Here is a 12,715-nt window from a genome sequence, read left to right as displayed (position 1 = left end):
AATAGCGATATGCAAATACAAAAAGGTGAGATTATGAGTATGCTTCGTAAAACTGTATGTGCCATAACAATCGGTACGGCGACACTGGCACCTGTCATGAGCACGACTGTATTTGCCGCAACTGCAGCGACGGAGCAGCAAGCTACTGCGAATCTGGTGAAACAGCTCAGCAATATCCGTAGCTTAACTGCAAATTTTGAACAAACGACTAAAGTCACGAATCCGAAAGCGACCCAGAAAAAAGGCTTGACTGCGCAGCACATGAACCAGACCTTTAAAGGTGTGATGAAAGTGGCGCGTCCGGGTAAATTCTACTGGGAAACTTCAAGCCCGTCGAAACAGACTATTGCTACTACTGGTAAAACCGTATGGATCTATGATCCAGACTTGCAGCAAGCAGTGCGTCAGAGTCTAGACGATCAAGTGGCAAATACACCGGCATTATTATTGTCCGGCAATACTAGCCAGATTATGCAATCTTATCGCGTAACTCAGCCGAATAAAGCTAAAACCTATTACACGCTTTATCCGAAAAATACCGATGGGGTTTTTGAAAGCCTGACTATCAGTTTTGGTGCGAACAAAGCGCCTAGCTTGATGATTTTGCAAGATTCATTAGGCCAGACTACCAATATTAAATTCAGTAATGTCAAACTGAATACCACGATTCCGGCATCTACATTTAACTTTACCCCGCCAAAAGGCACAGACATTATTGATCAATAAACATCAAGATCAACTCAACAAAAAAGCAATCTTCGGGTTGCTTTTTTTTGTTCCTGATCGAGATGGATCTGGAGTCATTACAAGGTTGGCGTATATCTAGAAGTTCGGGTGTTTTAGAATAAACAAAAGTTGAGTCAATGAAATTGCAAAATTTTAGGAGCTCAGGATGAAAATGACTTCATGTAAAATAGGCTGGATCGGTTGTATCTTGTGTCTGAATCTCGGGCTATTTGCCTGTCAGCCTCAAACCTCTTCAGTCACTACATCCGCGCAATCAGAAGACACAGGAGAAATCCAATCCAAAATAGTTCCAGTTAAAGATGCCAATCAGGTCGTGTGTGAAATCGAAGGTTGTGTGCGCTTTGATTTGCAGACTGTAGATACCAATATGAGTTGGATTGATCAATACTTCATGGAGCGTATTCAGCGTACTGAGCCGGTCGCTTTTAGCAAAGTGACCAGTAATAAAATTAAAGCAAAGGATCAGCCAAAATTTATTGATCAACGTTCCATTCAGGTGAATTACCTGAATCAGCATGCGCATCTGGCCACTTTTATATTTAAAACTGCCCATCAGCCTGAACGTGCAGCACAGCCCCAATCTCATACTGAATATGTCAATCTGGATCTAAAACAAAAGAAACGTCTAGCTCTTCATCAGGTTATGTGCGGTAATACAGATGAAAAACTGAAACAGACTCTATATCAAGCAAATAAAGACTGGCTGGATCGTTATCAAATCACCCAGCAGAAACTAGCACTGAGTGATAATTATTATTTTGACAGTCAGGGCTTGGTACTGGTTTATCCGGCAGGCGAGTTGAACAAGACAATCAGTGATATGGCAGAATTAAAAGTACCTTATACAGCATTAAGAGAGATCATCCGGCCTGAATATTTATCGCTTTTGCCTCAAACAAGCCTTTAAATATTGCGCTAATAAACTCCAGCCGGTAGGTCAGTCACTGTATTTTTTGACGTTAAGAGCTTACACTATAGCCAGTTTTTTTCTTATCCAAAGATTGGCTATGATCGACCCGAAATTACTTAGAAATAATATTGAGGCTGTAAATTTAGCCTTGGCAAAACGTGGTGTTCAACTGAATGTTGAGGAGTGGGCATCATTAGAAGCTCGACGTAAAGAGATTCAATCCAAAACTGAATCCTTGCAAGCTGAGCGTAATGCCGGTGCCAAGCAAGTGGGTCAGATCAAAAAAGCAGGTGGCGATGCCTCTGAAATCATGGCACGCATGTCTTCAATTGGTGATGAAATCAAGGCTGCTGAAGCTGCACTGGCTGAGCTGCAAGCTGAACTAGAAGAAAAATCACTGTCTATTCCAAACCTGCCAGATGAATCTGTACCTGAAGGTAAAGATGAAAATGACAATGTGGAAGTCCTGAAATGGGGTACACCACGCGAATTTGACTTTGAAATCAAAGACCATACTGACCTGGGCGAAATGATGGGTGGTCTGGAATTTGAAACTGCGACCAAATTGACTGGTTCACGGTTTAGCGTTCTGAAAGGTCCTTTAGCGCGTCTGCAACGTGCCATCACTCAGTTCATGCTGGATACGCATACCACTAAAAATGGCTATACCGAAGCCTATGTACCTTATTTGGTGAATGCAGATTCTTTACGTGGTACAGGTCAGTTACCGAAATTTGAAGAAGACCTGTTCAAGCTGCAAGGTGAGAAAGAATTCTACCTGATCCCTACGGCTGAAGTACCTGTAACCAACTTCGTGCGTGATGAAATCATCGATGCCGACCGTCTGCCACTGAAATATGCAGCACATACCCCATGTTTCCGTAGTGAAGCCGGTTCATATGGCCGTGATACCCGTGGTCTGATCCGTCAACACCAGTTCGACAAAGTTGAGATGGTTCAGATTGTAAAACCTGAAGACTCTATGCAGGCACTGGAAGAGTTAACTGGTCATGCAGAAGGTATTTTGCAAGCATTAGGTCTGCCATACCGTAAAATCATTCTGTGTGGCGGTGATATGGGCTTTGGTGCATGCAAAACTTATGACCTTGAAGTCTGGGTGCCAAGTCAAAATACGTATCGTGAGATTTCATCTTGCTCAAATATGTGGGATTTCCAGGCACGCCGTATGAAAGCGCGTTACCGTGCTGACCAGAAAAAAACTGAATTCGTACATACGCTGAATGGTTCAGGTCTGGCTGTAGGTCGTACTTTACTGGCGGTCATGGAAAACTATCAACGTGCTGATGGTTCAATTGAGATCCCTGAAGTACTGCGTCCGTATATGGGTGGTGCAACTTACATCGACTAAATGTCGGTGTATGCACCAAAATGTGCATGAAAATTGCTTAGACAGTCAGATTTAAAACTTTTTGAGGTATTTTGTGGATATCTTTCCAATCTCGTTAAAGTTGCAACAGCAACCTTGTCTGATTGTCGGTGGTGGACATATTGCATACCGTAAAGCGGTATTGCTACAGAAAGCAGGGGCAGTCATTTCGGTGGTTGCACCTGAGATCGAAGCGAGTCTGCTTGAGATTGTTCAAGCGACCGCCGGTCAATATGTTCAGGCACCTTTCAATTCTGAAATTCCTCTACGTTCCTACCGTCTGGTGATTGCAGCGACCAATGATGCTGGAGTCAACCGTCAGGTGTTTGAAGACTGTGAAGCTGAAAATGTGCTGGTCAACAGTGTTGATGATCCACCACATTGCCGTTTCATGGTGCCAGCAATTATCGACCGCTCACCACTGGTTATTTCAGTCGCGAGTAACGGTACTTCACCAGTATTGTCTCGTCAGATCCGCACTCAGCTTGAAGCTACCATTCCGCATGGTATGGGTAAACTGGCTGAGTTCTCTGGTAAGTGGCGTAGTGCAGTTAAAGCCAAGATCACTAATCCCGATGAACGCCGTATCTTCTGGGAAGATTTATATGCCAGTCCTTTGAAAGAACAGGTATTTAATGAAAATCTGGCTGAAGCCGACCGTTTGATTGAACAAGCCTTAAATGAATGGCAAAAGCCAAAAGGTGAGGTTTATCTGGTCGGTGCCGGACCGGGTGATCCGGAGTTATTGACGCTAAAAGCCTTACGCTTGATGCAGCAGGCCGATGTGGTGATCTATGACCGTTTGGTCTCTGCACCGATTATGGATCTCTGTCGCCGTGATGCAGAAAAGATCTATGTCGGTAAGGCGAGGTCCAATCATGCGGTGCCACAAGAAGGGATTAATGCCTTACTGGTGAAATATGCCAGCGAAGGCAAGCGAGTCTGTCGTCTAAAAGGCGGTGATCCGTTTATCTTTGGTCGTGGCGGTGAAGAGATTGAAGAGCTGTTTGCTGCTGGCGTGGCCTTTCAGGTCGTGCCTGGCATTACCGCAGCTTCAGGCTGTTCAGCTTATGCTGGTATTCCGCTCACTCATCGTGATTATGCACAAAGCGTGCGTTTCCTGACAGGTCATTTAAAAGAAGGTTCTCCTGAACTGCCTTGGAATGAACTGGTTTATGAAAACCAGACACTGGTACTTTATATGGGACTGGTGGGACTGGAAAAAATCTGTGCACAATTGATTGAGCATGGTCAGCGTCCAGATATGCCAGTGGCCTTGGTCTCAAAAGGCACCACACCAGAGCAAAAAGTGGTGGTGGGAACGCTCCAAGATATTGCATCGAAAGTGAATGAGCACCATATTCAGGCACCAACCTTGACCATTATTGGTGAAGTGGTGCGTTTACGTGAAAAATTGAAGTGGTCCTAAATGGCCACTAAACTCCCAAAAGTAGAGAAAAGCTGTGATCCATGTTGTTTTATATGAACCTGAAATTCCTGCCAATACAGGTAATATTATTCGCCTATGCGCAAATACGGGAGCACAGTTACATTTGGTCAAGCCCCTTGGCTTTGAACTGGATGATAAAAAACTAAGACGTGCCGGTCTCGATTATCATGAATATGCCAATATGCAGATTTGGGAAAATATTGAAGAGTGTCTGGCCGATCTGGCTACTAAGGGCGTAGGTGTGGATGCGGTTTATCCGCTGACCACCAAAGGTTTTGAAACCCCGCATACCTCAGATCTAAATCGTTCTGTAGCCTTGTTGATGGGATCAGAAACTCGTGGCTTGCCAGAGCATGTACGTATGATGTTCCCAAAAGAGCACTGGATTCGTCTGCCAATGGCCGAGAATTCACGCAGCTTGAATCTGTCCAATGCAACAGCTGTGATTGTCTATGAAGCTTGGCGTCAACAGGGTTTTAAACCGCTTTAAGTTCATCGTACCGATTTAAACAGCTGCCTAAAGGCAGCTTTTTTATTTTATGTAACAGATACAGGTACATGTTTGGTCTGTAAGCGTCCGCTGAATCCCATACCTATTTTTTAATTCGATTTAGGTTTCCAGCAGTGCGGCAGCAATTCTTCAATTTGGGTCACTTTGTGTGTCGGTAACCTTTTCAGCACATCACTTAAATAGGCATACGGATCCAAGCCATTCAGCTTTGCTGACTGGATTAAAGTCATGATGTTTGCCGCTCGCTGACCACTGCGCAGCGAACCTGCAAACAGCCAGTTCTTGCGTCCCAACGCCCAGGGACGCATCTGATTCTCTACCCAATTGTTGCATATCGGTAGATTGCCATCATCCAGATAGCGGCTTAAGGCTGGCCAACGCTTCAGAGTGTAATTGATAGCCTTGGCGGTGGGAGAACTCGATGGCACTGTCAGATGATGTTGGTTGAGCCATTCATATAGTTGTTGCATCACTGGTTGACTATGCTGTTGTCGGTATTCGCGGCGGTCTTCCGCTGTACCATCGGTCTTTTTCCTGAGTTCTGCTTCTATCGCATACAGTTTCTGAATCAGCACTAAGGCCTGTTCAGCAACCTGACTTTTCCCAGTTACATGCAGTTCATGGAATTTACGACGTGCATGGGCCATGCACCCCACCTCAATCACCTGGCCTGATTTAAAACGTGCTTTATAACCACTGTAATCATCACAGACTAGATAGCCCTGCCAGCCTTTCAAGAACTCTTCAGCATGCTGGCCTGAACGACTATCCTGAAAGTCATAGATCACCGCCTGAACTGGATTATACTGTGTGGTGGCATAGGCCCAGACATAACCTTTCTTCGGTTTTTTATTATTCTCACCCATCCGCATGATGGTGACCGGTGTTTCATCTGCATGCAGCACCCGCTGTTGCAGCACCACCTCTTTTAAGGCATTGGCCAGAGGTTCCAGTTCTACACCGCAGCGACCTATCCAATCAGATAAAGTGGATCTGGACAGATCAATGCCAGCCCGCTGATAGATCAGGCGCTGACGGTACAGCGGCAAATGATCGGCATACTTCGATACCAGCACATGGCTGAGCAATTCAGGTGAAGCAATGCCTTTATCAATCACATAGGCGGGCATCGCTTGCTGAGTTAGAGTGTCACACTGATCACAGACCCATTTACCACGCACATGCTGTTCCTTATAGAACTGTGCCGGTCTGAAATGCAGTTTTTCACTGACATCTTCGCCGATACGACGGAGTTGGCAGCCACAAGCACATTGGGTTGATGCAGGTTCATGCTCAATACGGATGGTGTGTAGATGATCTGGCAGTGGTCGACGTTTAGGTTTATTGGTTTTGGCTTTCTGTGTCGCTGCATTGGTTTTATCTGCATTTAGCCGTTCCAGTTCTAGATCAACCGCGGCAATATCTTCTTCAACCGCTTCATCCCAGAGATGGATTTGTTTTGCCGTTAAGTGTTCATTCTTTTGGGCGAATTTGTGCTTTTTAAACAGCGCCAGTTCATGCTCGTATTTTTGATTGAGAATAGAAAGATGTTGAACTTTGGCATCCAATTGTTGGTTTGATTGTGCTAGAGACTGATGCTGCAGCGCCAACTGCCTGGTGAATTCCAGCAGTTGTTCATGGGTCAGTTGGCTTAAGTCAGGCAGCGTATTCATGACCGCAGTATGCCTGAGGTCATGAGAAGAATGAAATAGAACGTTTGGAGAATAGCAGAATGGTCGAGCCTGGTTTAAAGCATCGTCACCACCTGCTGTCGTCCAATGCGCTGCCAGGGCAAACCTTGGATCAGTGCCTGTAACTGTTCCGGGCTGAGGGCCACGGTTTCACCTTGGTGAACTTGAGCCCAGTGAAATTTGCCCTGTTCCAGCCGCCGGGCACACAGCCAGATGCCCAATCCATCATGTACCAGCACTTTCATGCGATGGCCACGTTTATTACAGAACAGGTAAGCACAATGCGGTTTGATGTAGCCAAAGGCTCTCACCACCTGAGCCATGGTCGTATCCATACCTGCACGCATGTCCATGGGCTGAGTAGACAACCAGATTTCATCAATGCGGATCATGTTGCAAGTGCCTTGAGTAATTCTGCCAAGGCAGGTATTTCTGATGTCTGCCATTTTAGCTGAATATCATTATTCGTATGAGGCACGGTGATACACAACGTGATCCTCTCATCAATAGGTTGGCTGATTGCAGCAGTGTAAGGCAAAGCAATAAATGCTGGATTCACATGAGTAGGATCCTGCACGGCACCCTCATGATGGCTGAAGATCCTGATCCAACGACTGACAAGGTTGGCATTAATACTATGTTGCAGTGTGACCGAAGCGATCGAGGTATTAGGATTTTTGCAGGCATTGACAATACTGAGTTTGAATTCTTTGCTGTATTTTCGGCGTTTTTTAGCAACAGGAGGTGTTGCTGAATATATATCCATGTTCATGGATTAAGTCCCCACTTGTTTTTAGGTGGGAACTAAATTAAGGCTTATAGGATCGCTTGGTAAGGCTGTGTTAGCCGGATGCTTACTTTGGTCTTTCAGGTAATCTTGTAGATAAGCTGTTGAGAATGTAGAAAAAAGGATGGTTTTTAGCAAGCTGTAGTACGTTATTGCTGGCCAGCATGATGACACAGGCTCAAGAAGCGCCACAGCAATCAGTATCATCACAAGATACAGCTCAGCCCATTACTCAGGAATAAATCCGCCAAGGGCTGGCAGCGATGCAACGGCGCTTAAATAGCCGCATTGAGCAATGGGGCAAAATCCTTAGCCGTGATGATTTCGAGTGGACTTGGCGTGGACGTCAGATGAAACCAGCCAAACGTCAGGAAGTTTGTGATATTTTTCAGGGCGTGGTGAATGAAATGTATCAAATGGCGGTAAAGAACAAGGCTCGACTCAGTCCGGAAGATCAGAAACTATTATCCAATCATGATCTGTTTATTGAAAAATTGGGCTTTCAAAATAACCGGGTCAATACCCAGATGGGTTTTGACTGTCGCCTACAATAAGCCCAGTCCATTATCCAAGAAAATAAAAAAAGGCGCATAAAGCGCCTTTTTAAGTATGAACAATATCGATTATTCAAACTCGTTATGTTGTGGAGCAGGGTGCTTAAAGCCCTTGGTTTTATAACCCAGGTACAAAATACCGAACATCGCCCACCATAAACCGTATTTCAGTGCAGTTTCTTCAATTTCCAGCCACATCGCAAAGATACTGATAAAACCAAGCATCGGGATGACCACAAAGCTAAAAATGTCTTTTGCGGTTTTAGTACGACCATCACGCAGTGCATAACGTGAAATCACTGACAGGTTTACGAATGTAAACGCAGTCAAGGCACCGAAACTAATCATTGAAATCACGATATCCAGATCCATGAAGCCAGCAGTTAAGGCCACTGCACCTACAATCAGAATGTTGTAGTTTGGCGTATAGCTTTTCGGACTGATATGACCAAAGATTTTCTTGTTGATCACGCCATCACGACCCATGACATACATTAGACGTGATACACCTGCGTGAGCAGAAATACCAGACGCCATTACGGTAATGATCGCAAAAGTCAGCACATAAGACTGGAACAGTGAGCCACCGACAAGAAGTAGGATTTCTGGCTGAGTTTCAGCAATATTCTTGAAGTAAGAACCCGGTGTAGAAGGGAAGTACAACTGCATGAAGTAAGTACTGATAATGAAAATCACACCAGCGATTAAAGCAGTCAAGAAAATCGCTTTAGGCAAGGTGTTTTCAGTATCTTTGGTTTCTTCTGCCAGAGAACTTAAAGAGTCAAAACCAGTGAATGAGAAGCACAGTAAGGTCGCACCAGTAATCAAGGCGCCAACTGAAGTCAGTTCATTCCAGAACGGTTCAAGACTCCAAAGCTGGTAACGCTGTTCAGCTGTAATCGGACCATCAGCATTGAAACCGGCCTGCAGTTTGGTAAATACCATCCAGGTAAAGATACCGATCACCAATAACTGTACCAGTACGATCAAACTGTTAAAGTTCGCCACGAAGCGTGCACCACGCAGGTTTACCCCGGTCATAAAGGCAGTCAGTACGATTACCCAGACCCAATGGTTCACATCAGGAAACAGTGCTTCAAGATAGATCACTGCCAGGATGATGTTCACCATTGGGGATAACAGATAATCCAGCCAAGAAGACCAGCCCACCATAAAGCCAATATTCGGATGAATCGATTTTTGGGCATAGGTATAAGCCGAACCCGAAGAAGGGTAACGGCGAATCATGTGACCATAGCTGATCGATGTAAACAAAATTGCAATCAGGGCAATGATGTAAGAAGTAGGAACATGCAAATGACTTTCTTCAGATACCAAACCAAAAGTATCAAATAAGGTCATTGGTTGAATGTAAGCTAAACCAATAATAATGATGTGCCAGAGCCCTAGCGTTTTTTGCAGTTTAGCTGCCGATTGAGTCCCAGAGAAATTTGTCAACGGCGTTATCCTCTTAATCGTTGATCAAGGATCAGTCATATTTAATAAGGATCGTTTGAGACGAACGATCCCCCCTACAATTTTCTATAAAAGCGCGCCAATCTACTTTAAAATTACGGCTTTTACTAGCTATTTTTTGAATTTAGGCCTGCACGAAATGTGCCATTCGAAGCAAAAAACAGCGATTTCCTGCAAGATAAAAGCCCGATGTCTAAAAAAACATCAGGCTTAAATTTTTCGCTATATTGGCTTATTTTTCAGTAATTACCAAGCCTTTTTTAAGATAGATTTCAGATCTTCCAAACTGGCTTCTTTCGGGTTGTAAATGATGGAACCATCATTTAATGCTTTTTCAGTAACTTCATCCAGCTGTGCTTCAGAAATCTTACCTGTTTCACTTAATGTGCGCGGTAATTTGGTCAAGCTATAGATTCGATCACGCATGGTTAAAATTGTAGCAATGGTCTTGTCTGCACGTAGGTGTGCTGGCGTCTGTGCATAGATATCCGCACCCGCTAATGGTAGTAGCAGCTCGGCAATCTTGTCACCATTGACTTCCTTGTTATATTCCAGCACATAAGGCAGGAACAGGTTCATACATAGGCCATGCGGCAAATGCGCGACTGCACCTAGAGCATGTCCAAGCGAGTGCACCAGGCCCACCATTGAATTGGAGAAGGCAATACCAGCCATAGTAGAGGCTTGAGCCAGCTCCAGACGACCTTGAGCATCAGCTGGGTTGTCGAGTACATTAAACAGGTTGGCACTGACCTTTTTCACTGCAGCTGTGGCATAGGCATCGGAAATTGGATTGGCTGCCATACACGTGTAGGCTTCTACAGCATGTGTCATCGCATCCATGGCTGTCATGGCAGTCAGATGCGGTGGCAGGGTCTGGGTCATACGTGGATCCAGAATCGCAGCATGCGGCATTAGGTAATAGGATGCGAATGGCATTTTCAAATTCTTTTCAGTATCCGATACCACAGCAACCATCGTCACTTCAGAACCAGTTCCTGAAGTCGTAGGAATTACGAAAAATGGCTTCAGCGGTTTAGGCAGATTATGCGCACCAGAATATTTGAGTAAGTCGTCACCACCTTCAGAGACTAGAATATTGGTCGCTTTTGAAGTATCAATCACTGAACCGCCGCCAACAGCAATAATGGCATCGCAATCATGATCACGATAAAGCTGTGCTGCGCTACGCACTGTACCTAAACTAGAATCTGGCGGTACATCATCAAAAATCGCTGCAATTTTGGCATCGGTCGATTCAAAAGCAGCTTCAATCGGCGCCAGCAGGTTATTGGCACGTACCCCTTTATCAGTAATGATCAGTGGACGTTTAGCACCTAAAGTGGCCAGTTCAAAAGGAATGTGTTCTAACGCGGCATGACCAGCAATCACTTTGACTGGACAGAAAAATTCATAATAAGGTTTTGCCATGTTATACACTCCGTTTCAAATAAGATTGAGCGACTTTTAAGTAGATGCTGCTCGCTTCCATGATTTTATCTTTGAGTCTCAGATTATTCGGGTATTCTTTTACTGCCAGTTGCGCCACCATTTTCGGCAAGATCAGCGCTTCCATTTTATTCAGGCAACGTACCAGACGGATCGCATAGGAAATATCACCATTGGCAATCATGCGGTCATTGGCAAAGGCCTGAGACGTGCTTTCCTGAAAGGAAAACACCAGAAAGGCATGATGCAGATGCTTAAAGGTAATGGTCAGGTCTGGCTTGATGCTGCTGTCTTTGACCAGTTCCAGCTGATGTTGTTCCGTGACCCGGGCAACGAAGGCCGGGCCATGCGGAAAAACATTCATTGAAAGCCTGAAATTGGCGGGAAACTGGGCAACTTCCTGTTTGATTTCTGGGTCTACCTGACTTGCCATGACCAGGCCACGGCCAATGATATCCATCATCAGTTTGACATAGGCAAGCTGCAAAGCGGGTTTTACGGATTTTGTCGCAATCACGTGATGATCCCTATCTTGATATTATTTGTTTAGAGTAATTACTCTAATTTATTTATTGTTAAAATGCAAAGGCTTTATCTTTGCTCGACGTTCACCTGATTAAAGTAACCGCTGCTGCTTAAAGTTTCAATAATTTCAACACATAAGTCATTAAACTTTGGCGGATTGCTGACGAGGTCATTAATTCGCACCATTTCCAGACCTGCATAGCCGCAAGGGTTAATGGTATGGAAACCAGTCAGGTCGCAATCAATATTTAAAGACAGGCCATGATAGCTACGGCCTTTACGAATCTTGAAGCCGAGAGAACCAATTTTACGCTCATTCACATAGACGCCCGGAGCATCGGGTTTGGCATAGGCTTCAATGCCATGATTTTTTAGGAGCTGGATCATCAGGTTTTCAGCATACGACACCAATCTACGGACATTCCAACCCAGACGATTCAGGTCAAACATAAAGTATGCGACGAGCTGACCAGGACCATGCCAAGTGACTTGACCACCACGGTCGGTTTGAATGACAGGAATATCAGTTGGAATCAGGATATGTTCCGGTTTGCCTGCCTGACCTTGGGTCAGTACATCATGGTGCTGCAAAATCCATAACTCATCAGGCGTATTTTCATCACGGTTTTCCGTGAAGCTTTTCATTTCCAGAAAACGGTCTTCGTAGGGAGTCAGGTTATTATATTGACGGATAATCAGGGAGGGTTTTTGAACCGCAGCTGTCACAGTGTGCGTCCTTAGAAAATTAAATCATACTGAAAATAATTATAATGATTTCAGCAATGGATAGGGGAGGGATTCGTAGTAATTGTTGGTGAGCTGGTCACACATATAAAAAACACGCCCGAAAGCGTGTCTTTTAATTTGCCAAGGTTGGAGCAGAATAATCTTAAAGTGCAGTCTTGATCAGTGGGCAAGCTGCAAGATCAGCATATACGGCATGAACCTGTTCCAGTTCAAGGAAACGTAGCTGAGCAGTGATCGAATGATATTTACCAGTACGAGATGGAGTGATGCTTACGCTATCGCCATCAAAGTCAGGGAAATGTTTGGTAAAAATCTCAACAACTGCATTCAGCAGTTCTTCACCTGCAAGGCCAATGAGTTTGATTGGGTAATCCATTGGAAAAACCCAAAGATCTTCGCGGAGTTCACGAGATGGTGTACGGTCTAACATGTAGTTCCCCTATTCGAAACGCCTGCGTAGCGCAGGCGTTTGGGTGTATTG

General features: G+C 44.7%; 13 protein-coding genes and 1 pseudogene. 6 read left to right on the top strand and 8 right to left on the bottom strand.

Annotated elements, in window-relative coordinates:
- Window positions 1-33: 33 nt before the first annotated feature.
- The 5 genes from lolA to FOC32_RS15835 all read left to right on the top strand — a co-directional run bounded on the left by lolA (window position 34) and on the right by FOC32_RS15835 (window position 4,984).
- Window positions 34-726 (top strand): outer membrane lipoprotein chaperone LolA, encoded by a 693-nt coding sequence (gene lolA, locus FOC32_RS15855; protein WP_004784895.1) that lies wholly within the window; start codon window positions 34-36, stop codon window positions 724-726.
- A 166-nt stretch (window positions 727-892) separates the two neighbouring features.
- Entirely contained in the window at window positions 893-1,654 is a 762-nt protein-coding gene (locus FOC32_RS15850; RefSeq protein ID WP_004784893.1) for a hypothetical protein, read from the top strand.
- A gap of 100 nt (window positions 1,655-1,754) precedes the next feature.
- Window positions 1,755-3,026 (top strand): serine--tRNA ligase, encoded by a 1,272-nt coding sequence (gene serS / locus FOC32_RS15845; RefSeq protein ID WP_004784891.1) that lies wholly within the window; start codon window positions 1,755-1,757, stop codon window positions 3,024-3,026.
- A gap of 73 nt (window positions 3,027-3,099) precedes the next feature.
- Window positions 3,100-4,473, top strand: a complete 1,374-nt coding sequence (gene cysG, locus FOC32_RS15840; protein WP_004784888.1) for a siroheme synthase CysG — start codon at window positions 3,100-3,102, stop codon at window positions 4,471-4,473.
- Between the two features lie 34 nt (window positions 4,474-4,507).
- Window positions 4,508-4,984, top strand: coding sequence for a tRNA (cytidine(34)-2'-O)-methyltransferase (locus tag FOC32_RS15835; RefSeq protein WP_004784885.1), 477 nt, complete (start codon window positions 4,508-4,510; stop codon window positions 4,982-4,984).
- A gap of 110 nt (window positions 4,985-5,094) precedes the next feature.
- On the opposite strand, the gene FOC32_RS15830 is transcribed toward FOC32_RS15835, so the two are convergent.
- From FOC32_RS15830 to FOC32_RS15820, 3 genes are all read right to left on the bottom strand, one after another.
- Window positions 5,095-6,678, bottom strand: a complete 1,584-nt coding sequence (locus FOC32_RS15830) for an IS66-like element ISAba25 family transposase (protein WP_005080957.1) — start codon at window positions 6,676-6,678, stop codon at window positions 5,095-5,097.
- Window positions 6,679-6,752: 74 nt separating this feature from the next.
- Window positions 6,753-7,088, bottom strand: coding sequence for an IS66 family insertion sequence element accessory protein TnpB (gene tnpB / locus FOC32_RS15825; RefSeq protein WP_000618091.1), 336 nt, complete (start codon window positions 7,086-7,088; stop codon window positions 6,753-6,755).
- Window positions 7,085-7,468 (bottom strand): transposase, encoded by a 384-nt coding sequence (locus FOC32_RS15820; protein WP_005233700.1) that lies wholly within the window; start codon window positions 7,466-7,468, stop codon window positions 7,085-7,087. Before FOC32_RS15820 ends, tnpB begins: the two co-directional genes overlap by 4 nt.
- A gap of 179 nt (window positions 7,469-7,647) precedes the next feature.
- Between FOC32_RS15820 and FOC32_RS15815 the strand changes: the two are divergent.
- Window positions 7,648-8,037 (top strand): annotated as a pseudogene (locus tag FOC32_RS15815) (hypothetical protein).
- A gap of 69 nt (window positions 8,038-8,106) precedes the next feature.
- On the opposite strand, the gene FOC32_RS15810 reads toward FOC32_RS15815, so the two are convergent.
- The 5 genes from FOC32_RS15810 to FOC32_RS15790 form a co-directional block, all read right to left on the bottom strand.
- The gene (locus tag FOC32_RS15810; protein WP_004784881.1) at window positions 8,107-9,495 is read right to left on the bottom strand and encodes an APC family permease; all 1,389 of its coding nucleotides are present in this window, start codon (window positions 9,493-9,495) and stop codon (window positions 8,107-8,109) included.
- Window positions 9,496-9,759: 264 nt separating this feature from the next.
- The gene (locus FOC32_RS15805) at window positions 9,760-10,944 is read right to left on the bottom strand and encodes an iron-containing alcohol dehydrogenase (RefSeq protein ID WP_004784880.1); all 1,185 of its coding nucleotides are present in this window, start codon (window positions 10,942-10,944) and stop codon (window positions 9,760-9,762) included.
- A gap of 1 nt (window position 10,945) precedes the next feature.
- A complete protein-coding gene (locus FOC32_RS15800) occupies window positions 10,946-11,479 on the bottom strand; it encodes a hypothetical protein (RefSeq protein ID WP_004784877.1) in 534 nt (177 codons plus the stop codon).
- A gap of 74 nt (window positions 11,480-11,553) precedes the next feature.
- Entirely contained in the window at window positions 11,554-12,213 is a 660-nt protein-coding gene (gene lipB, locus FOC32_RS15795; RefSeq protein ID WP_004784876.1) for a lipoyl(octanoyl) transferase LipB, read from the bottom strand.
- A gap of 163 nt (window positions 12,214-12,376) precedes the next feature.
- The gene (locus FOC32_RS15790; RefSeq protein ID WP_004784874.1) at window positions 12,377-12,664 is read right to left on the bottom strand and encodes a YbeD family protein; all 288 of its coding nucleotides are present in this window, start codon (window positions 12,662-12,664) and stop codon (window positions 12,377-12,379) included.
- Between the last annotated feature and the right edge of the window lie 51 nt (window positions 12,665-12,715).

Origin of the sequence: Acinetobacter sp. FDAARGOS_724, from assembly GCF_013364475.1 — a bacterium.
GTDB lineage: Bacteria > Pseudomonadota > Gammaproteobacteria > Pseudomonadales > Moraxellaceae > Acinetobacter > Acinetobacter variabilis.
This window is presented reverse-complemented; position numbering and strand designations above follow the sequence as displayed.